This window comes from Arthrobacter dokdonellae, assembly GCF_003268655.1.
Lineage (GTDB): Bacteria > Actinomycetota > Actinomycetes > Actinomycetales > Micrococcaceae > Specibacter > Specibacter dokdonellae.
In genome coordinates this window covers 2,902,179-2,923,567 of the sequence record NZ_CP029642.1, presented here as the reverse complement: position 1 = coordinate 2,923,567, position 21,389 = coordinate 2,902,179, and the positions used below count along the sequence as shown (strand labels likewise).

The following is a 21,389-nucleotide window of genomic DNA, read 5'->3' as shown; positions in this document are numbered from 1 at the left end:
CGTGGGTGCGTGGGGGAATGACGGGGCTGGTTAGCCGGCAGCCGGGATGCGTGCCTGGTTTTCTGGCAGGTTCAGTTCCGCGGCCGTTGGCGGCTGGGCTCCGCGCCTGCTGACGGTGATCGCAGCAGCGGTGGCTGCCATTTGCCCCAGTGAGGCGAGGGCCGGGGGTGGGAGGGTGCCCGGGTCGGTATCCAGTAGGCCCGCGATCAGTGCGGCCATGTAGGAGTCGCCGGCGCCGATGGTGTCCACTACTTTGGTGCGCACGGCGTGGACGGTCACCCGGTGTTTGCGCGTGGCGAGGATTGCTCGGGCCGCCCCGTCGGTGACGACAACCAGCTCCACGCCCAGCCGCAGGATGGTGTCAATGACGTCGTGCTGCTCGGAGTCAGGGTAGAGCCAGATGGCGTCCTCCTGGCTGAGCTTGACCACGTCGCTCAGGGCTGCGGTGTCCTCGAAGGTGCATCTGGCGTGTGCTTGCGATCCGAGCAGGGAAGGACGAATGTTCGGGTCGTAGCTAATGCGGCAGGTGCCGTGAAGGCGCCCGAGCAGAGCGCGCAGGGTAGCCGCTCCGGGTTCCAGGAATGTGGCTATGGATCCGGTGTGCAGTAACAGTGGTGTGGGAAGGTCTTCGGTTGATGGCAGCTGCCAGGTGGTATCGAAGGCGTAGCTGGCGGAGCCGTCGGGGGCGATGGTTGCGGTGGCTGTTGACGTTCTGGCCAGGGAGCAGGATTCGGGCAGCAGCCTCACCCCGGCATCGGTGAGGTGGCGGCGGATGGTTTTGCCGCGGGGATCCGGGGCCAGGGCTGTGAGGAGCGATGTGGAGACTCCCAGGCGGGCGAGCCCGTAGGCGACGTTGGCCGGGGAACCGCCGGGATGTTCGGTTGATCCGTGGGGGGTGTGGACGATGTCGGTGAGCGCTTCACCGACCACCATCACGTTCTTTTCGGGCACTCCGTCGGGGGGCGGGTGGTGGGGCATAGGAAGGTCCTTGGGGATGGGGGTGCGGTGCGGGTGGGGTTGTCAGCCTTTGACGCCGGTGCTGGCGATGCTGTTGACGAACGAGCGCTGGAAGGCGATGAACAGGACAAGGATGGGCAGGGTGATCATGGTGGTGTAGGCCATGATTTGTCCCCAAGCCACGTTGAGCTGATAGAAGTATTCGACGCCGACCATGACCGGACGCAGGTTCTCGGATTGGATGACCATGATGGGCCACAGGTATGAGTTCCAGGCCGGGAGGAATGTCAAAATGGCAACGGTCGCAATGGCGGGCCCGGAGAGCGGCATGAGGATCTTGCGGTAAATGGTGAACCAGCCGGCGCCGTCCATTCTTGCTGCTTCGTCGAGTTCCTTGGGAATACTGTCGAAGTATTGGTGGAAGAGGTAGACGGAGAAGGCGTTGGCGATGAAGGGAATGATTTGGACCCGGTAGGTGTCAAGCCAGCCGTGCGTGAGGGACAGGTCGAATCCATTGATCTGCAGCCAGGGAAGTTGGTTGACCCACCAGACCAGCGGCAGTGCGAGGGTCTCGAACGGAACGACCAGTGTGGCAATGATCAATGTGAGAATGATCCTTTTGCCCCGTATCCGCATGCGGGAAAGCGCAAAGGCGGCCAGCGAGTTCACCAGCAATCCCAAAATGACTGTGACGGCGGAAATGCCGACTGAGTTCATCAGGAACTGCAGGATCGGCACCCGGCTAAAGACGTCGGTGTAATTGGCGAAGGAGATGTGTCCGACGGGCAGGAAGGCCTTCAGGGAGCCCAGATCGGCGAATATTTGTGAGTCCGGCTTGAGCGAGGAGATGAACATGAAGATGATGGGAAGCACGAAGACCAGGGCCAGGACGGTTTTGGCGACGGTGGCAAGGATGTGGCGGGGTGCGCGAGGGCGCTTGCCGACTGCTGTGGACTGGGCGTGGGCGGATGTTGTTGTGGTGGTAGCCATTGCTCAGGCCTTTTCTCGGGTGAGGAACCGCTGGATGGCGGCGACGATGAGGACCAGGGCGAAGAAGACCAGTGAAATGGCCGACGCGTAGCTGGTTTGTTGCTGCTGGTAGCCGGTCTGGACGGCTTCGTACACCATGGTCGTCGTGGAGTAGAGCGGACCGCCCTGGGTCATGACACTGACCTGGGTGAACAGGCTCAACGCTTGGATGGTGATGGTCACCAGAACCAGGGCGCGGGTGTTGCGCAGCCCCGGCCAGGTGACGTAGCGAAAACGCTGCCACGGCGTGACACCGTCAAGCGAGGCCGCCTCGTACAGGTCCGGGGCAATGGTTTGGAGTCCGGAAAGCCAGATGATCATGTGGAAGCCGACACCTTGCCAGACGGACATCAAGATGATGGCGGGCATCGACGTTGCGGGGTTGTTGAGCCAGTCAGGCCCGGTCACCAGGCCGAAGCTGAGCTGGTGGATGACCTGGTTGATCAGGCCGTGTTGCTGGTACATGAACAGCCAGAGCATGGAAACGACCACCATTGAGGTCACCACGGGCAGGAAATAGATGGTGCGGAAGAAGCTGGTGCCGCGGGTCTTGGTGTTGACCAGGATGGCCATGACCAGTGCCGCGCCGGCCTGCACCGGGACGACAACGACGGCGAAATACAGCGTGTTCACCAGGGACCGGTAAAACACGGGGTCATGGAAAAGCTGGATGAAGTTCGTCAGTCCCGTGAATTGGATGGGGTTTGGCGAGATGAGCTGGGCATTGGTGAAGGCCAGCACGAAGGCAAGCAGTGCCGGGATGAAGATGAACAGCGCCAGCAGGATCAGGGCCGGGGCGACCATGCCCAAGCCGGTGAGTGATTCACCGCGTGAGCCACTAAGTATGTTGCGGCGTCTGCGACGGGGAGGGCGAGGGGCACCCGTTGCGGCGCGGGTGGTTTGGGATAGAAGCATGATGTGTCCAAAGGGTTGGACCGGGTGCGGGCGTGCCGCCCGCACCCGGATAAAGAACGAGTCCGTTGATCGGCTACTTGTAGCCGTTGTTTGTCTTGATGTTGGCATCAATGCTCTGAACGGCCTGGTCAAGGGTGCTCTTGGCATCGGCCCCGGCAAGGATGTTCTGGGCCGCGGTCGTAAACGTGGTGGAGATGAACGGGTACGCCGGTGTCGGGGGACGCAGTTCGGCGAACTTGCTGGACATCTTTGCGAAGATCTCGTTCGTTCCGCCCGGGCCGTAGCTGGGGTCGAGTTTCAGCGAGGCGGGGGACTGGTCGGCAGGGATGGTGCCGGCAGCGACGGCGACTCCGGTTTGGTACCGGGGCTGAAGGGAGAATTTCAGGTAGGCGGTGGCCGCGGCCTTGTTTCCACAGCTGTTGGTCATGCCCCACTCCCAGGAGCCGCCACCGATCTTCGGACCGGCGCCGAAGTTCACCGCCGGAAGGACGGCGAGGTCGCTGCCCAGTGCCTTGGAGAGCGGCGCGGCCGCCCAGGAACCGCTGTACTCGATGGCGGTTTTGTTGTTGATCAGATCGGCATTCGCATCCGCACCCGATTTTTGGGCGATGATGCCCTGGGTGACCAGCCCGCGCATCCACGTCGCCCACTTGACGGCGGCAGGACCGTTAAGGGCCCCATCGGCGCTTTGATAGTCGGAGCGGTTGACCAGGTCGCCACCAAAGCTTTGCAGCATCGGGGAGTAGGCGTACGTCCACCATTCACCGGTTCCGCTGGTGCCCAGGTCCAATGGCGCGGCCCACTTCCCGGTCTTTTTCAGTGCGGCCAGGGCGGCGTTGAATTCAGTTCCGGTCCAGGGATCCGAAACGGTGGGAATCCTAATGCCAGCATCGGCGAGCACGGACTTCCGGGCGAACATGGCCAAGGCCACGTCGTAGTAGCCCACCGCGTAAACCTTGCCATTCCACTTGCCCACCGTGCTGGGCAACTGGTTGGCGATCGAGGATCCCAGCTCCAGTGGAGCCAGATATTTTGCCCAGGCCCAGTCAGGCACCGTCGGGCCGTCAATGTCCAGCACGCAGGGGAGCTTCCCCGCGGCCGCGGCGGCGACCACCGACTGGTTGTAGGAGGCCTGCGGGAAAGCCTGGACATTGACCTTGTATTTGCTCTGGCTGGCGTTGAAAGCGGTCACGATCTTTTGATCCGCCGCCAGTTCGGCCGGGTTGCCCGCGTTGTGCGTCCACAGCGTGATCGCGTTGCCGGACGCGCCCGAAGAGCCGGAGGGCGCAGGGCCGGAACTGCATCCAGCGAGCGAAAGACCGGCCACCAGGACCGCTATACTGGCGGCAGTGAGCTGCCGTACTTTGTGAGATTTCACAGTGTTTCCTCCATAGATAATGTGGGACGGCGGCTTCGCCGGCCCTCGAGATGCCCGGTGCAACGGGCAAGAGTGGCCACGGCCCCGGTGCCCGACCATTGGCCGGGCGCCGGGTCTACCGGGAAGGTGGGGCGACCGAGTCGCGACGTACCAGGGGGCAGTCCAGCAGGACCTGCTTCACGGAATCGTCAGGACCGGCGGGCCGGGCAATTTCCTGTTCCAGCTGCTCTATGGCCCAGACGCCCATTTCGTAGTGGGGAAGTTGCATAGTGGTCAGTGCTGGAAGGAGATTGCCGGCGATGATCTCCAAGTTGTCGAAACCAATGACTGACAGATCGGCGGGAATGCTCAGCCCTGCCACCGCAGCGGCCTGATAGGCGCCCATGGCCATCTGGTCATTGAAGCAGAACAGGGCAGTGGGGCTGTCATCCAGCGATAAAAGATGGGCGGCCGCATTGAAGCCGCCAGCGGCCGTGGACCGGTGCGCGACTACCAGGGAAGGCTCATACGCGACCCCGTAGTCCCGTAAGGCCGCCTTGTAGCCTGCCAGGCGCTGCCTGGTTGCTGGAATGTTGTCCTCGTTCGTGACGAATCCGATCCGCCGGTGCCCTGCGGCCAACAACTCGGACACAGCACTGCGTGCGCCGCGCTCCTCATCCGGCACCACGGAGGAGACCCGCGCCCCCGGAGCCGAGGCGTCCGCCAGGACCGTGGGGATGCCGCTGAGCAGTTCGGGAACGTCCACCTGGCGGTGGTACATCGTGGCGTAGACGATCCCATCGACCTGGTGCTGGAGCAGTGCCCTGATCTCCGCTTCCTCAACCTCAACGTCACCCGCGGTGTTCAGCAGCAGCAGCAACAGGCCCTTCTTCTTGGCCGCTTCCTGCGCACCAAGAATCATCCGCCCCGCGAAGGGTGTTGTGGAAATTTCATCGCTGATGAATCCGATGGTCCCGGAACGCTGATTGCGCAATCCACTGGCCAGCCGGTTGGGTGCATAGTTCATTTCCCGGGCCACCGCCTGGACCCGCTGTCTGGTCTCCTCACTGACACGGGCGCCGCCGACGTCGTTAAGCGCATGGGACACCGTGGTCACCGACACCCCCGCAGCCTTCGCCACCTGACGTATCCCTACCCTGCTGCTCATTCCACACTCCCAAAACGTTTTGGCATATTGTGTGAACCACGTTACGAAAACGTTTTGGCATTGTCAAGGATTCGAGCCGAATTGGTTTAACTGGCGGCCAAATTCGACACCTTCCACGACACGCTGCCGGTTGGCCTGCTCGTTATGAGCCCTCTGGCTACAGTTTCGGACCGCTCAGCCAAGGAAGGACAGTTTTTCTGCCCTTGCTGAGAATATTGACGTGCATGGCTCCGCGTTTCAGGAGGTGGAAATTTCGCTCGCCGAAAGGTTCCAGGGAGCTTCTTTCACAATCGCCCCGGCTTCGCTATGTTCAGCTGCCGCAGCTGCCGGCGGTGCCCTTATTCAGCTGGTTGGTCATTTGCTGCGGTGGAAAGCTGAAAACGACGACATCCCTGTATCGGCTACTGTCGCTCGGGTCATCAAGGCGGTCCCGGGCAATGCAGGCATGGCAATTGATGCAGCACGGCCCACTGCATCTCCCCCCAGGACCTTGAATTCCTGCATGCCTCGGCCAAGGGCGGCGGTTCGACTAGGACCGACGATATCGGCGCGCGGCTCGGTCAAAGTCAAAACCCGCCGCCAACTGACCCATCCGTGCACGGTGCAGAAAAGCTCTGTGACTGGCCGGACAAGGCACGACAGTCAAAAGGGGAGTGAAAGGGGTGTGAAATTTTGATGAATTGGGGGGAGTTGGCCCCAAATGACCCCGATCTATGATTCAGAGCCGCAGGTCACGGCCATGGTGGGCCCGGGGCCGGACCCGAAGCGGCGGCCAAGGGAACGTCACCGCCTGGTGGGCGCGATCACGTCGCACATCTGGCCTTCCAGGGTCACAATGGGGGGCATCCTTGCCCGCTGATCAAAGCCAAGGGCGTAAAATTCACCCCGGGCTCTATCGTAGATTGTTGACAATTGTTAGGATGAAGAACGTGCCTTCCAATGAAGGAGGGCACGTTCAGTAGAGGGGCGCAGCCCAAGAAGGAGTAACCATGGTCAAGGCGACCGTCATGAGAGATGCAACAACGGTGAACCCTGGGGAGCACAAATCAAAGGAAACCTCGACTACCCCGGGACAGACCGAGGTTTCCCTGGGCCTTTGGGCCAGGGAGGACCTCAGGACCGGAATCTGGGAGGTAACACCGGGGACGTTCAACAGCACCCGCCCCGGCTACGACGAGATCTGCCAGATTCTGAGTGGGAGCGCCACCATCATTGAACCGGATGGCGGCAGCTTTGAGATTGGTCCCGGTTCTTTGTTCGTGACGCCTGCCGGTTGGGAGGGGACCTGGGTCATCCATGAAACGCTCCGCAAGATGTGGGTCGTGAAGGACCTTCCGGCCTAATCCGGACTCGCAGCAACGCGAAAGCGAGGGTTGCCGGCTTGCCGAATTCCAATGCTCATGGCAACGTTGGCGGCTGGTTCGCGCGCGACTGACCTGAAGGGGCCCCGGGCGGGAGCAGCCGCCCGGGGCTCCTTCCCGTCTCGGAATCCAAGTGCGAAGCCAAGGACCGGCCACAATGCGGGGACGACGGCACCGAATGGCGTTGCGGGAAGCGCGTCGCGGGTAAAGCCCCCGAAGTACTTAGCTCCGGCCCTACGACGACGCTGCAGGCCAGGATTCTTTCGCGGTGACTTCGTTCTCATTCCGTGGGGCGGTCAGATCCTCCACGGCCTTCCGCATGTGCTCTTTGATGGCCTCCTGGAGGGCTGGTCTTTTGCCTGCCAGTAGCAAGTCGAGGATGTTTTGGTGTTCCTCCACGAGGACGTCTATCCGGGGGTAGGCTACGGCCAGGTTGAGAATACACATCCTCGATTCCGCCACGAGGGTTTGGTAGATCCGGATCAGGCGGGTGTTGCCGGCCCCGGCCACGAAGGCGGTGTGGAACCGCATATCGAGGCGTGCAATCTCTTGCCAGTCCGAGACGGCAACCTGCTCCGCCAGGTCGCCAATGATGGCCTCCAGGGTCTGACAGGTGTCCTTGAGTTGTTCCTGCCCTCCATCCAGCAGTGCGTTCGCTGCGGTTGACTCCACAGCCTGGCGTACCGCGTAAATCTCCCTAATGTCGTCGTCTGAAAGCTCGAGGACGAACACTCCCCGGTTCCGATGGCTGACCAGAATCCCTTCCTGGGACAGGCGCTGCAGCGCCTCACGGACAGGACCCCTGGATGAGCTCAGCCTGCCTGCCAGGACAGATTCGTTAATCTGCTCGCCGGGGCGGAATATCCCCTGGACAATTTGTTCCCGCAGCCGGTCGGCGATCAGCTGCGCCGTGGGCCTTCCCTCCACTACCAACGATCCTTCCGGTGCCGCCATTGCTGTTCCCTCACTTCGCTCTTGGGTTGATTGCATTTCTTAGCCAGTTATGGATCCATGATGCCTTGGGCGCCTTCATCGGGCACGAGGCTTTCTCGTTCGGCTCGGCGCCGTCCACCTCCTGGTGGGTCAGCCGTGATGCTCAAAAAGGGAAGTCCGGATCCGTTGGATCCGGACTTCCCTTTTGATTGATGCGCGAGGAACGTTTCAGGAGGTGGAGTTCGCCTCTTCCCTTGTGACGGTGAGGTCCTCAACCGCCGTTTCCATGTGGCGTTTGAGGGCTTTATGGAGTTCCTCCCTGTTGCTTGTCTCGAGCAGATCGAGGATGTTTTGGTGTTCCTCCACGAGGACGTCGATCCGGGGGTAGGCGACGGCCAGGTTGAGAATGCACATCCTTGATTCCGCCGCGAGGGTTTGGTAGATCCGGATCAGGCGTGTGTTGCCTGCGCCGGCCACGAAGGCGTTGTGGAACTCCATGTCCAGCCGGGCAATGGCCTGCCAGTCCGAAACGGCAACCTGCTTCGCCATGTCACCAATGATGGCTGTCAAGGCCTGGCACGTGTGCTCAACCTGCTCCTGACCGGCATCCAGCAGCGCGTCTGCCGCGGTTGATTCCACGGCCTCACGGACTGCGTAGATCTCCCTGACGTCATCGGTCGAGAGTTCCAGGACGAAGACGCCCCTGTTTCGATGGCTGACCAGGATCCCTTCCTGGCACAGCCGCTGCAACGCCTCACGGACGGGACCCCTGGAGGTGTGCAGCTGGCCTGCCAGAACCGATTCATTGATCTGCTCACCGGGACGAAACGCACCCTGGACAATCTGTTCCCGCAACTGGTCCGCGATCAGCTGTGCCGTGGGCCGGCCCTCCAGCATGAATATTCCCTCCGGTGCCGCCATGGCCATCGCCTCATTTCACTCTTTGACTAACTACATGATTCTTAGATTGATATTGCGGTGTACTTGGTCTCAAGAAATTCCTCGATGCCAATCTTGCCGCCTTCGCGCCCCAGTCCGGACTGCTTGACGCCTCCGAACGGTGCCGCGGGATTGGAAACAAGGCCGGTGTTCACTCCGACCATGCCGACTTCCAGTTCTGCGGAAAAGCGCAGTGCCTTGTCCATGTTCTCAGTAAAGACGTAGCCAACGAGGCCCCACTCGGTGTCGTTGGCGAGGCGGAGTACTTCGTCCTCGCTGTCGAACGGGGAAATGGCGGCCACCGGACCAAAAATTTCGGTGCTCATCAACTCGGAATCCAAGGAGACGTCCGTCAGGACTGTCGGGGTGTAAAAGTATCCCGGACCCTCCCGGCGGCTTCCACCGGTCAGGACGCGTGCACCCTTGGAAACCGCATCCCTGACCAGGCCCTCCACCTTGTCCAGGCCCTTCTGTTCGATCAGGGGGCCGACTTCGGTTCCTTCCACCCCGCCGTCACCTACCCGCAGTTCGGAGATCTTCTTGGCGAACTTCTCGCTGAATTCCTCCACCACTGACCGGTGTACGAAAAAGCGGTTCGCGGCGGTGCAGGCCTCGCCCATGTTCCGCATTTTTGCCTTCATGGCGCCGTCAACAGCCTTTTCAATGTCCGCGTCGGCAAGGATAATGAACGGGGCGTTTCCGCCGAGCTCCATGGAGGAGCGCATGACGTTCTCGGCGGCCTGCTTCAGGAGGATCTTGCCCACCCCGGTGGAGCCGGTGAAGCTGATCTTGCGGGCAATTCCGCTGTCCGTCCATGTCCGCACCACGCTGGAGGCGCCCGAGGTGGTCACAACGTTCAGCACGCCGTCGGGAAGTCCTGCTTCCTTGAAGAGGGCCACCAGCGCCAAGGACGTCAGTGGTGTCAGCTCGGCGGGCTTGAACACCATGGTGCATCCCGCGGCAACGGCGGGCGCGATTTTCCGGGCGCCCATGGCCAGCGGGAAGTTCCATGGGGTGACCAACACGGACGGGCCGACCGGTTCCTTGGTGATGAGGATGCGTGTGTTCCCGTCCACGGACGTGGCGCTGTCACCGCCGATGCGGACAGCTTCCTCGGAGAACCAGCGAAGCATGTCGGCGCCGTAAGCCACTTCGCCCCGGGCTTCGGCCAGCGGCTTGCCCATCTCCGCGGTCATGATCGCCGCCAGGCGGTCGGTGTTGGCAACCACCAGCTCAAAGGCGCGCCGCAAAATGTCGGCACGTTCCCGGGGCGTGGACTTGCCCCACGTGGCCTGGGCGCGGCCCGCGGCCTCGATGGCCGCGCGGGCTTCCTCCCGGCCGCCGTCGGCCACGTGGGCGATGATCTCATGGGTGGCGGGATTTTCCACCGGGAACGTGGCGCCGCTGGCGGCGTTTCGCCAGACGCCATCGATGAACAGTTCCGTGTGAAGACCTGTGGGGTCGAATGAGGAGTTCATGTCACGCTTTCAAGGATTGTAGGGGACGTTAGGAGGTGGCGCTCTTCAGCGCCTGGGTGAACTTGGCCAGGCCTGTCTGGATTTCGTCACTGCTTACGTTCAGCGCCGGAATGATGCGGACGACGTTGCCATTGGGTCCGCAGGTGAGTAGCAGAAGCTCTTCCTTGACGGCGGCCTGCTGGACTGCCAGCGCCATGGCCGCATCAGGCTCGTGATCGGCAGAGGTGAATTCGACGCCTTGCATGAGGCCGCGGCCCCGTACATTTCCAATTCCTGCAACTTCTGCCTGGAGCACCTCGAGCCCTGCCCGCAGCTCGTTCCCCCGGACCATGGCATTCTCCACCAGGTTCTCCCGCTCAATAACGCCCAGGGTGGCAATGCCGGCTGCGGCTGCTACGGCGTTTCCACCGTAGGTGCCGCCCTGTGAACCCGGCCACGCCTTGCCCATCAGCTCAGTTGACGCCGCGATGGCTGAGATGGGGAAGCCGCTGGCGAGGCCCTTCGCGGTGATGACCACGTCGGGAGTGATCTCTGCCCAATCGTGGCCCCAGAACTTTCCGGTCCGGCCCACCCCCGCCTGGACCTCATCCAGGATGAGCACTATTCCATGACGGTCAGCGCGTTCCCGCAATCCCTGCAGGAAAGCGGGGGGCGTGGGAATGTATCCGCCGTCTCCCAGTACGGGTTCGATGATGAAAGCCGCCGTATCCGCGGGGCCGCTGATGCTCAGGAGGAGGTGATCCAGTTCCTTCAGGGCGAAGTTGACTGCCGTTTCCTCATCCCATCCATAGCGGTAGGCATGGGGGAAGGGGGCGACGTGCACTCCGCCCATGAGGGGGGAGAAGCCGGATCGGAACTTCGTGCCGGCCGTGGTGAGCGAGGCGGCGCCCACTGTCCGGCCGTGGAAGCCGCCGTGGAAGGAGATGATGTTGGGCCGTCCGGTGGCCATGCGCGCGAGGCGGACGGACGCTTCCACTGCCTCGGAGCCGGACGTGGCGTAGAAAACACTGTCCAGTCCCGAGGGCAGGAAGTCTCCCAGTCTTTCCGTGAGCTCAAGCAGGGGCTTGTGCATCACGGTGGTGTACTGGGCATGGACAATCCTGCCCACCTGCTCGCGTGCTGCCGCAACGACATCGGGATGGCAGTGGCCTGTGCTGGTCACACCGATTCCAGTCGTGAAATCGAGATACCGTTTGCCGTCGGTTGCATAGATCCAACTGCCGAGGGCATGGTCCACGACAACCGGCGTGGCCTGCTTGAGAAGGGGACTGAGAGTTGCCATAATTTCATACTTTCTTAGAAATTGTCGATTGTCAACAATAGGCGGCAGGGTGGGGGCCGCCGTCGGGTGACGTGTGTGTCAAAGTGCCTTGAAGCGTTGGGGACGCGCAAATCCAAGCCCGTCGAAGGTGTGCATGCCGAGGGCTTCGCCGGCGGCGATTTCACCGTATCCGGTGGCCATTTTGAAGCCTTGGCCGGAGAAGCCGGTGGCGAAGTAGATTTTGCTTTGGTCGTTCAGGTAGCCCATCAGGGGGTTCCCGTCCACGGTGAAGAGGTCCGGGAACGCGTCCGAGCGCACGATGTTGGGGACGAGGCCGGGGAAGAAATCCGTGACGGTTTCTGTGGTTTCCTGGATTTCCGCCGGGGTGAGTTCCCTGAGCACTGAATCGGCATCCTCTGCCGGTGCTCCGCGGCCGTCCAGGGTTGCCTTGACCGTCGCGCCATCGACGGCGGGGGCCCCGTACATTGAGCGTTCCCCGGAGATCCGGATGAAGATGGGGAACTTCTCTGGGCAGAACTCCAGTGGGTTCCGGGCGACGAACCAGGTCAGGAAGCACCGGTTGGGTTCCGTTGCCGCCTTCAGATAGTCGGGCATCAGCCGCTGGGACCAGCCGCCGGAGGAGACGATGACGTTCTCAAAAGTCCAGGAGTGCTCGCCGGAGGTGATGAGGACGCCGTCGGCGGTTTCGGTCATGCTCTCGATCGGAGTGTTGATGTGGATCGTTGCGCCGTTGGCTTCCGCGGCCTGAACCGCGGCGGTGACTGCGAGGTCGGTGCGCAGGGCGCCGGCGTTGGGGTCGAAGACGGCGATGTCGTCGTCGCGGAGGTTGTGTTGCGGGTAGCGTTCGGCCATGTCTTCGCGGCTGAGGATTTCGTGTTTGGCGCCGTTGGTCCTGGTGATTTCCAGAAGCTTGGTGATGTAGGGCCCGCCGGCGGTTCCGATGGAGAGCCCGCCGCAGCGGGTGAGGATGTTTTGGCCGGTGTTCGCTTCCAGTTCGGCCCAGAGATCCCGTGAGCGTTCCAGGATGGGGTAGTAGTCGGGCACTCCGCGGTAGTGCATCCGGAAGAGGCGGGTGTCCCCGCCTACGGCGCTGCGGGCGTGGGCGGGGGCCTGGGCTTCGAATCCGACGACGTCCTGGGTCAGGCGTGAGGCCTGCCAGAGGGCCATGCTTCCGATGCTGCCCAGTCCGATGACGGCGAGTTTTCCGTCCATGGTCAGAGCACCTGCTTCAGGAAGGCCTGGGTGCGGGGCTCTTTGGGGTGGGAGAGGACCTCGCGGGCGTCGCCGCGTTCGACGGCGCAGCCGTCGTCCATGAAGATCAGGGAGTCGGCCACTTCGCGGGCGAAGCCCATTTCGTGGGTGACCACGACCATGGTCATGCCCTTCTTGGCGAGGTCCTGCATGACGGCGAGGACTTCGCCGACTTTTTCGGGGTCCAGGGCGGAGGTGGGTTCGTCGAAGAGCATGATCTCGGGGTCCATGGCCAGGGACCGGGCGATGGCGACGCGTTGTTGCTGGCCGCCGGAGAGCTGGGCGGGGTAGCAGTCCCCGAATCCGGCCAGGCCAACGCTGGCGAGCAGTTCGTGGGCGCGTTTGGCGGTTTGTTTCTTGTCGGCATGTTTGACCAGGACTGGGCCGGCCATGATGTTCTCGTGTGCGGTCATGTTGGGGAAGAGGTTGAACTGTTGGAAGACCATGCCGACCCTGGTGCGCTGCTGGGCGAGTTTCTTCGGGGTCAGGGCGTGGTAGGCGGTGTCGGTTTCGTAGTAGCCGAAGTCTTCGCCGTTGACTTTCAGGACTCCCGAGTCAACGGTCTCCAGGCCGTTGATGCAGCGCAGGAGAGTGGATTTTCCGGAGCCGCTGGGTCCGATGATGGTGCAGATTTCGCCGCTGGCGATGTTCAGGTCGATGTCCTTGAGGACTGTTTTGGGTCCGAAGGACTTCCGGATGCGTTGGGCGAGGATGGTTCCGTCGGCGCTCATCGTGCGATCCCTTCCGGTTCGGTCAGCACAACTTTTTTCGCCTTTCGGGGAATTCGGGAGGTTGTGTGGGAGTATTTTTTCTCGAGTTTGGATTGCGGGTAGCTCAGCAGCAAGGTCATCAGGAGGTACCAGAGGCTGGCGACGATGAGCAGCGGGATGGTTTCGTAGGTGCGGGCGTAGATCAGCTGCGCGCTTTGGAGCAGTTCCGCGACGCCCAGCACACTGACGAGGGAGGTTTCCTTGAACATGCCGATGACCTGGTTGCCGGTGGCCGGGATGATCGAGGGCATTGCCTGGGGGATGATGACCTTGCGCATTTTCGTGGCGGCGCTCATGCCCAGGGAGTCGGCCGCCTCGATCTGGCCCTTGCCCACGGACTGGAAGCCGCCGCGGATGATTTCGGCCATGTAGGCGGCTTCGTTCGTGGTCAAGCCGATCAGGGCTGCCGTGATGGGGCCGATCAAGGCATTGACGTCGACGGCGGTGCCGATGTTCGTGAACGGGATGCCAATGGTGAGATTCGGGTAGAGCGCGGCGATGTTGAACCAGAAAATCAGCTGGACCAGGACCGGGGTGCCACGGAAGAAGGTGAGGTAGACACCGGCCGTGGCGGCGACGGGCTTGATCTTGGAGGACCTCATGATAGCCAGCCCCAGCCCGAGGAGGGTCCCCAGGACCATGCTGGCGACCGTGAGGAAGATCGTGAGCATCAGCCCGCGCAGGATGCTTTCCTCGGTGAAGTACTGGGCAATCACATCCCAGTGGAAGTTCGGATTGGTCGCAACCGAGGCCAGGATGCCCAGACCGATCAGGCTGCACACAACCCAGGCGACGTACTCAAAGGTGCTCCGGCGCCGGAGCCTGGGCTTGAGGGCCGGATCGGTCCCGTTCATAGTGGTCCCGTTTCTGTGACTGACGGTCTGCAGCATCGGAGCACCTCTCCTAGTTGAGCTTGGCATCTGTGATGGCACCCGATTCCAGGCCCCAGTTCGCCAGCGCCTGCTTGTACTGCGGGCTGTCCATGGTCGACTGCATGGCCGCCTGCACCGCCTTCGTCAGTGGCGAACCCTTCGGCAGGGCGATAGCCACCAGATCGGTGCCCAGGCTCGCCGGCTTGGCGTACTGCGCTGCGGCGACGCTGAAGGCGTTCCCGTCCTGCTTCGCGGCGTAGGCCAGTGACGGGGTGTCGTAGAAGATCCCGTCGATCCGGCCTGAGGCGAGCTGGGACAGCGCCGCATTGACGTTCGGCAGCACCACTGCCCTGACTGCAGGCTTCCCGCTATCGGTGCATTTTGTTGAGACGAGCGGCAGGTATGTCTGCTGCTGCGTGGCCCCGGGCAGCACCGCGATCGACTTGCCGCAGATCGAGGAGTCGTTGATGTCGAGCTTCTCCGGATTTCCTGTCTTGACGCCGAGCGAGGACCCGTCTTTCCAGTAGTCGATCATGTCCAGGACCTTGAGCCGAGACGCGGTCTTCGACATGTCCGTGGCGGTGAAGTCGTAGCGCCCACCGGTAAGCCCGGGGATGATCGTCGCGAACTGCACATTCTGGATATCCAGTTTCAGACCAAGCCTGGCCGCGATCAATCGGGAGATGTCCACGTTGAAGCCCGCGGGCACGTTCGACGGGGTCAGGAACGAGGTCGGCGGATACGCCAGCTCCATCGCGACCGAGATCGTGCCCTTCTTCTTGATCGGGTCCGGCAGCAGCTTGACGGCGTTCTGGTCGGGCTGGACGCCTGCGGAGATGTCCGCCGTGTCGGAGGTCTTCGAGTTGCCGGACGCCGTTGTGCCTGCGGCGGTGCTTCCACAGGCGCTGAGGGCCAACACAACGGCAAGTGCCGCCGCTGCGGTCTGTACTTTGTTTCTGGTTTTCATGGTGCTTCCCTTCGAATGATTCAGCGGAAGTTGATCCGCTGAGATGGGCGCAGCTGTTGTAGAATCCTCAGGCCCGCCCGGTGCTTGCACAATGTGAGGAGGCGCTGGGCTGGTCCTGCCTGCGGATTGTGATCAGGATCTCGTTCCGCATCTAAAGCAATGCAACCCCCCGGATCGCCGATTGTCAACAATTGACGAAAAAATAAATCAACTAATTTTCGTCGCGCCCCGGGTGGGAAGAATCTCCCCGCCCAAACTGTTGACAATCTACAATCTCCGGTCCTACAGTCGGTACAGCGGGCATCTGGCCCCGCCCGAAGGGCCAGAAGACGCCGTCCCGCGCAGACGAATGGAAGGCAACAGCTCGGACTTCCGGGCCTCCCCTTCAAGAACCAAGGAAACGGACGAATCATGACGGATACGAACTTCCGGCCGAAGTACATCTCTTTTGACATCTATGGCACGCTCATCAACTTCGACATTGACCCCACCACCCGCCGCCTGCTTGATGGCCGCATCCCTGAAGAGCAGTGGCTTGCGTTCAAGAAGCAGTTCCGCGGCTACCGGTTCGACGAGGTCCTTGGCGACTACAAGCCCTACGAGGCGATCCTTCAGGATTCCTTTGACCGGGTGTGCAGGCGCTGGGGCATTGGGCCGACCGAGGGTGCCGGCGAACAGTTCGCCGAGGCTGCACGCGGCTGGGTTGCCCACGAGGACGTGCCGGCTCCGCTGAAGAAGATGGGCGAGAACTACAAGCTGGTGGCCCTGTCCAACGCGGACGACAGCTTCCTGGACATCAGCATTCCCAGGCTCGGCGCCGACTTCCACGCCGTCTACACCGCTGAGCAGGCCCAGGCCTACAAGCCGCGCTACCAGGCCTTCGAATACATGCTCGACACCCTGAACGCGACGCCGGAGGACTTCCTGCACGTCTCCTCCCACACCCGCTACGACATGCACCCGATGCACGACATGGGCTTCCGGAACCTCGTCATGCTGGACCGCGGCTACGACCCCATTGGGGAGGGCTACGACCTCACCACTGTCAAGTCCCTGGACGAACTCAACAATCACCTCGGTCTCTAAACCCACATTGAAGCGAAAGGCCACACACCGTGAAACTCATTCCCTACTGGCTGGACACTGCCGAGCCCTCCGGCGATTACCGGCAGGCTCCGGTCCCCGAGAACGTCGATGTGGCCATCATCGGCGCCGGCTTTACAGGGTTGTCCGCGGCCCTGGAATTTGCCAATCAAGGCGCGAGCGTTGCCGTTTTTGAACGCCACACCGTGGGGTGGGGCGCGTCCGGCCGCAACGGGGGAATGGCGACCACCGGCCTGGCCATCGGCTTCAGCACTGCCGTCAAGCGATATGGGGAAACCCGTGCCGTGGAAATGTTCCGCGAATACACCGACGCCATTGACAGCATCGAAAAGCTCGTACGGGACAACGGCATCGACTGCGACTACAACCGCTTCGGAAAGCTCTCGCTGGCCTTCCATAAATCCCACTATGAGGGTTTCCTGAAATCACAGGAGAAGCTGGCCGCCCTGGCCGACCACCATGTCACCGTCATCCCCAAGTCCGAGATCCACAGCGAAATCGGCACCGACTTCTACCAGGGAGCGATGCTTGACCCCCTCGGGGCAGGCCTGCATGTGGGCAAGTTCGTGCATGGCCTGGCCGGGGCGGGAGCCGCCGCAGGAGCCGTCATCTGCGAGAACGCCGGTGTCACAGAACTGAAAAAGGTTTCCGGCACCGTGCACGACGTGCACACAACCCGGGGCATCACCCGGGCCAAGCAGGTCCTGGTGGCCACCAGCGGCTACACCGGCGGGATCACCCCGTGGCTGCAGCGGCGGGTGATCCCGGTGGGCAGCTTCATCATCTGCACCGAACCGCTGCCCGAAGACGTGGTCAACCGCATCCTGCCCCACCGGCGCCAGGCGTCGGACAGCAAAATGCTGACCTACTACTTCCGGATCACCCCGGACAACAGGCTGCTCTTCGGCGGCAGGGCCCGTTTTGCCCTGTCCAGCCCGGACTCGGATGTGAAGAGCGCCGGGATCCTGCGCAAGGCCATGCTCGAACTCTTCCCGTATCTCTCCAACGCCAAAGTGGACTACATCTGGGGCGGACTGGTGGACCTTTCCATGGACCAGATGGTCCACGCCGGCGTCCACGACGGACTCTTCTACTCGCTCTGCTACAGCGGACACGGGGTGCAGATGGCAGCCCACATGGGCAAGAGGATGGCCCACTACATGGCAGGGGACAAGAGCGCCAACGTCTGGGAAACCTTGAAAAACCCGCCCGTGCCGGGCCACTTCGGCCCGCCCTGGTTCCTGCCCTTCATCGGCGCAGCAGCAAAAATCATCGACCGAGTCAAATAGGCACATTAAGGGTTCCCATGCTCACATCAACAACCGTGGCTGCCACACGCTCAAAATCTGCAGAAGATACCGCCTACAGGCGCTCAAAATTTGCGAATCTCCCGGGAGGGGCGTACTTCGAAGGCCAGTGGCAAACCGCCGACATGAGCCTTGAGGTAAGGGACCCTGAAGACGGTGTCCTGCTCGGGCGGGTATGCACCTCGACAACCGAGGACGTTCGACGCGCCGTAGCGCACCTTCACCGTCACCTCCAGGATGACGACTGGCCGTTGCGGGCCCGCCGGCAGGCACTGGAAAAGGCGGTCCTGCTTTTAGGGGAGCAGGCTGATAGGTTCGCCAACATCATCGCTGCCGAGAGCAGCAAAACCATCACCGAAGCCGAGCGCGAAGTGCTCCGCAGCATCGAGACCTTCAGGCTCTCTGCCGCCGCATCCGGCGAACTGGCGGGGGAGACCCTCGGCTTCGAGGAGAGCCTGGCCGGTGGCACCAAGATCGGCTGGTACAGCCGTAAGCCGGTGGGAATCGTTGCGGCCATCACGCCGTTCAACGACCCGTTGAACCTGGTGGCACACAAGCTGGGACCGGCCCTCATCGGAGGCAACGGCGTCGTGCTTAAGCCTTCCACGCGCACGCCGCTGACCGGGCTGGCCCTAGTCCAGCTGCTGCTCGAAGCCGGCGTCCCCTCCGGGCGCATCGCGGCGATCGTGAGCGGCCCCGGCGTGGCTGAGGCCCTTGTCACCGACCCCCGGGTGGACTTGATTTCCTTCACCGGCGGTCCCCAGACGGCGGAACGCATCGCTGCCGCGGCCGGGGCGAAGAAGATCCTCTCCGAGCTCGGCGGGAACAACGCCACGATTGTCTGCGCGGATGCCGATGCAGAAGCCGCGGCGAAGGCGATCGTTGCGGGCGCTTTCGGGGTGGCCGGGCAGAACTGCCTGTCGGTCCAGCGCGTCTACGTGCATACTTCACTGTTCGAAGAGGTCCTTGACCATGTCACCTCCGGTACCAGGGCGCTCAGGACCGGGCCGAAGCTGGACCGCGGCACCGACGTCGGCCCGCTGATTTCCGAGGCCGAGGCCCGGCGCGTCGAGGAATGGGTGGAAGAAGCCAAAGCGGCGGGCGCCACTGTCCACGCAGGAGGACACCGCCATAACGCCCACTTTGAGCCGACGGTCCTGACCGAGGTGCCCCCGGAATGCCGGGTAATCCGCGAGGAAGTGTTTGGGCCTGTCGTCAGCATTCTCCCGTTCATCGACGTTCAGGACGCCATCCATGCGGCAAACAACACCGACTACGGACTCCAGGCAGGCGTTTTCACCCAGTCCATCGACCTTGCCCTGGCAATAGCCGACCGGCTCCACGTCGGGGCTGTGGTGATCAACGAGACCAGTGACGTCCGGATCGATTCGATGCCGTTCGGCGGATTCAAGAAATCCGGAGTGGGGCGCGAAGGCGTCAGGTATGCCGTCCACGAGATGACGGAACCTAAAAGCACCATAGTCAACCTTCAAGGATCCGGATCCCGCTGGCAACAACTGCCGGGCGGGCTGCCAGAGCGGAAAACATCATGAGCACCCACAAGATCGCAGTCATCGCCGGCGACGGCATCGGCAACGAAGTTATGCCCGCGGCCATCGATTGCCTGGGGCGCATTGCGGACCTGCATTCGCTGGATCTGGAATTCACCTTCTTTGATTGGGGATGCGACTACTACGCCAGGCACGGCCGGATGATGGCCGCGGACGGGCTGGAACAGCTCGCCCGGCACGACGCCATCTTCCTGGGCGCTGTGGGTTCGCCCGAGGTTCCGGACACGGAGTCGCTGTGGGGGTTGCTGATTCCCATCCGGCGCGAGTTCCAGCAGTACATCAACCTCCGTCCCGTCAAAACGCTCGACGGCGTTGAGTCACCGCTTGCGGCCAAGCATCCGATCGACCTCCTCATCGTCCGGGAAAACAACGAAGGGGAATACTCTGAAATCGGCGGCCGGATGTACCGCGGCCTGCCCGAGGAAAGCGCCATGCAGACCACCGTCTACACCCGGTTGGGCGTGCTGCGGGCAGCGCACTACGCTGCGCGCCTGGCCTCATCCAGGCGCGGACAGCTTACCTCGGCCACCAAAAGCAACGGCATCGTGCACACCATGCCGTTCTGGGACGAGGTCGTTGCCGAAACGGTCCGCAAGTACCCGGACGTCACCCTCACCAGCGAACTGGTGGATGCACTCGCCGCGCACCTTGTCCTGAAGCCCTGGACCCTGGACGTCATCGTGGCCTCCAACCTGTTCGGCGACATCCTCTCGGACCTGGGCAGCGCAGCGACCGGCTCCATCGGCCTGGCTCCCAGCGCAAACCTGAACCCCGAGGGCGACCACCCGTCCCTCTTCGAACCGGTCCACGGATCAGCCCCGGACATCGCCGGAAAGGGTCTGGCGAACCCCGTGGGACAGATCTGGTCGGGGGCGATGATGCTGGAGCACCTCGGACACCCCGAGGCCGCCGCTCACCTGCAAGCCGCGTTCGAATCCGCCCTGCGTGACGGCAATGGCACCCGCGACGTCGGTGGAACCTCCTCGACGTCCGAGTTCACGGCCGCTGTGCTGTCCGCCATCGATGCCCTTGCCGGCAACTACGCGGAGGACGCCGCCGCAGCGGCAGCGCGATGACCGGCGCGAAGCGCAGGCGGCCCGTCGTCGCGGCCCTTTACCGCGAGGCGCTGCCGCCCCGGCTGGCGGAGGTCGAGGAGCTCGCGGAGGTCAGGCTGGCCAAAGCCGACGGACTTGCGGAGGCCCTGGACGGCGCAGACGTGCTCTACCAGTGGCACTCCTTCTCCCCGGCATTGCGGGAGAACTGGGGCGCCGCCTCGTCCCTGCAGTGGGTCCACGTGTCGGCCGCGGGAGTGAGCCAGCTGATGTTTGATGGGCTGGTGGCGAGCGAGATTACCTATACGAACTCCCGCGGTGTGCTGAGTCGGGCGATCGCGGAGTTCGCGCTCGGTTTTGTGCTGGACCTGGCCAAGGATGCCCAGGGTTCGTTTAGGCTGCAGCAGCAGCAGCGCTGGCAGCACCGTGTCACCCGCAAGATCCATGGCCGGCGCGCACTGGTGGTGGGAACCGGATCCGTCGGCCGGGAGATCGCACGGCTCTTCCGCGCCGTCGGCATGGACGTCGACGGCGCCGGCCGGGCCGGCCGTCCCGGGGACTCCGACTTCGGCCGGATTCACTCCTCCGCCGACCTCGCGGCCATCGTCCACGGTTACGACGTTGTGGTGCTCGCAGCACCGCTGACCGATGAGACCCGCGGCCTGGTCGATACCAAAGTCCTTGACGGCATGAAGGGCTCCGCACACCTGATCAACGTGGGCCGCGGGGAGCTGGTGGTTACCGGCGACCTTACTCAAGCGCTGGCGTCGGGGGCGATTGCGGGGGCAGCGCTTGATGTGGTGCATCCCGAGCCGCTTCCAAAAAGCCACGCCCTGTGGGGGATGGAGAACGTCATCATCACACCGCACATGAGCGGTGACACCGGCGACTATCTCGATGATCTCGGCAAGCTGTTTGTGGACAATCTGAAACGGTACTGCAGCGGCGAGCCACTGGAAAACGTCGTGGACAAGGCCCTCGGGTTCGTTCCGACCCCTGAGCCCGCCCTAACCAACTAGCCCAGCGTTCGCTCCATAAGCGCCATTTCAACGCACAAAAATGGAGCCTTACGGAGC

19 protein-coding genes are annotated in these 21,389 nt (G+C 62.7%); 6 read left to right on the top strand and 13 right to left on the bottom strand.

Features of this window, described 5'->3' with window-relative positions; all coding sequences use genetic code 11:
• Positions 1-30: 30 nt before the first annotated feature.
• From DMB86_RS12960 to DMB86_RS12940, 5 genes are all read right to left on the bottom strand, one after another.
• Entirely contained in the window at positions 31-978 is a 948-nt protein-coding gene (locus tag DMB86_RS12960) for a carbohydrate kinase family protein (RefSeq protein ID WP_113718179.1), read from the bottom strand.
• A gap of 42 nt (positions 979-1,020) precedes the next feature.
• Positions 1,021-1,947 (bottom strand): carbohydrate ABC transporter permease, encoded by a 927-nt coding sequence (locus DMB86_RS12955; RefSeq protein ID WP_113718178.1) that lies wholly within the window; start codon positions 1,945-1,947, stop codon positions 1,021-1,023.
• A 3-nt stretch (positions 1,948-1,950) separates the two neighbouring features.
• Positions 1,951-2,790 carry a carbohydrate ABC transporter permease gene (locus DMB86_RS12950; RefSeq protein ID WP_227878361.1) on the bottom strand — a complete coding sequence of 280 codons (840 nt, stop codon included), beginning with the start codon at positions 2,788-2,790 and terminating at the stop codon, positions 1,951-1,953.
• Between the two features lie 184 nt (positions 2,791-2,974).
• The gene (locus DMB86_RS12945) at positions 2,975-4,228 is read right to left on the bottom strand and encodes a sugar ABC transporter substrate-binding protein (protein WP_227878360.1); all 1,254 of its coding nucleotides are present in this window, start codon (positions 4,226-4,228) and stop codon (positions 2,975-2,977) included.
• A gap of 166 nt (positions 4,229-4,394) precedes the next feature.
• Positions 4,395-5,426 carry a LacI family DNA-binding transcriptional regulator gene (locus DMB86_RS12940; RefSeq protein WP_113718175.1) on the bottom strand — a complete coding sequence of 344 codons (1,032 nt, stop codon included), beginning with the start codon at positions 5,424-5,426 and terminating at the stop codon, positions 4,395-4,397.
• A 1,007-nt stretch (positions 5,427-6,433) separates the two neighbouring features.
• Between DMB86_RS12940 and DMB86_RS12935 the strand changes: the two genes are divergently transcribed.
• On the top strand, positions 6,434-6,769 hold the full coding sequence (locus tag DMB86_RS12935; RefSeq protein ID WP_227878359.1) for a cupin domain-containing protein: 336 nt from the start codon (positions 6,434-6,436) through the stop codon (positions 6,767-6,769).
• Between the two features lie 252 nt (positions 6,770-7,021).
• Here DMB86_RS12935 and DMB86_RS12930 read toward each other — a convergent pair whose 3' ends face one another.
• From DMB86_RS12930 to DMB86_RS12895, 8 genes are all read right to left on the bottom strand, one after another.
• Entirely contained in the window at positions 7,022-7,714 is a 693-nt protein-coding gene (locus tag DMB86_RS12930) for a GntR family transcriptional regulator (RefSeq protein ID WP_227878358.1), read from the bottom strand.
• Between the two features lie 234 nt (positions 7,715-7,948).
• Positions 7,949-8,641, bottom strand: coding sequence for a GntR family transcriptional regulator (locus DMB86_RS12925; protein ID WP_113719556.1), 693 nt, complete (start codon positions 8,639-8,641; stop codon positions 7,949-7,951).
• Positions 8,642-8,682: 41 nt separating this feature from the next.
• Entirely contained in the window at positions 8,683-10,137 is a 1,455-nt protein-coding gene (locus tag DMB86_RS12920) for an NAD-dependent succinate-semialdehyde dehydrogenase (RefSeq protein ID WP_113718172.1), read from the bottom strand.
• Positions 10,138-10,165: 28 nt separating this feature from the next.
• Positions 10,166-11,419 carry an aspartate aminotransferase family protein gene (locus DMB86_RS12915; protein ID WP_113718171.1) on the bottom strand — a complete coding sequence of 418 codons (1,254 nt, stop codon included), beginning with the start codon at positions 11,417-11,419 and terminating at the stop codon, positions 10,166-10,168.
• Positions 11,420-11,497: 78 nt separating this feature from the next.
• Positions 11,498-12,631, bottom strand: a complete 1,134-nt coding sequence (solA, locus tag DMB86_RS12910; RefSeq protein ID WP_113718170.1) for an N-methyl-L-tryptophan oxidase — start codon at positions 12,629-12,631, stop codon at positions 11,498-11,500.
• Between the two features lie 2 nt (positions 12,632-12,633).
• Complete coding sequence (locus tag DMB86_RS12905; RefSeq protein ID WP_113718169.1) at positions 12,634-13,401, bottom strand: amino acid ABC transporter ATP-binding protein; 768 nt, start codon at positions 13,399-13,401, stop codon at positions 12,634-12,636.
• Complete coding sequence (locus DMB86_RS12900; RefSeq protein WP_113718168.1) at positions 13,398-14,294, bottom strand: amino acid ABC transporter permease; 897 nt, start codon at positions 14,292-14,294, stop codon at positions 13,398-13,400. The genes DMB86_RS12905 and DMB86_RS12900 overlap by 4 nt, the downstream gene beginning before the upstream one ends.
• 49 nt (positions 14,295-14,343) lie before the next feature.
• Positions 14,344-15,279 (bottom strand): ABC transporter substrate-binding protein, encoded by a 936-nt coding sequence (locus DMB86_RS12895; RefSeq protein WP_113718167.1) that lies wholly within the window; start codon positions 15,277-15,279, stop codon positions 14,344-14,346.
• Positions 15,280-15,690: 411 nt separating this feature from the next.
• On the opposite strand from DMB86_RS12895, the gene DMB86_RS12890 reads away from it, so the two are divergent.
• The 5 genes from DMB86_RS12890 (at position 15,691) to DMB86_RS12870 (ending at position 21,332) form a co-directional block, all read left to right on the top strand.
• Entirely contained in the window at positions 15,691-16,365 is a 675-nt protein-coding gene (locus tag DMB86_RS12890; RefSeq protein ID WP_113718166.1) for a haloacid dehalogenase type II, read from the top strand.
• Between the two features lie 29 nt (positions 16,366-16,394).
• Positions 16,395-17,672, top strand: a complete 1,278-nt coding sequence (locus tag DMB86_RS12885) for an NAD(P)/FAD-dependent oxidoreductase (protein WP_113718165.1) — start codon at positions 16,395-16,397, stop codon at positions 17,670-17,672.
• 143 nt (positions 17,673-17,815) lie between these two features.
• Positions 17,816-19,243: an aldehyde dehydrogenase family protein gene (locus DMB86_RS12880; protein ID WP_227878357.1), complete on the top strand. Its 1,428-nt coding sequence runs from the start codon at positions 17,816-17,818 to the stop codon at positions 19,241-19,243.
• Complete coding sequence (locus tag DMB86_RS12875; RefSeq protein ID WP_113718163.1) at positions 19,240-20,337, top strand: tartrate dehydrogenase; 1,098 nt, start codon at positions 19,240-19,242, stop codon at positions 20,335-20,337. The genes DMB86_RS12880 and DMB86_RS12875 overlap by 4 nt, the downstream gene beginning before the upstream one ends.
• A complete protein-coding gene (locus DMB86_RS12870; RefSeq protein WP_113718162.1) occupies positions 20,334-21,332 on the top strand; it encodes a D-2-hydroxyacid dehydrogenase in 999 nt (332 codons plus the stop codon). Before DMB86_RS12875 ends, DMB86_RS12870 begins: the two co-directional genes overlap by 4 nt.
• Positions 21,333-21,389 lie beyond the last annotated feature (57 nt).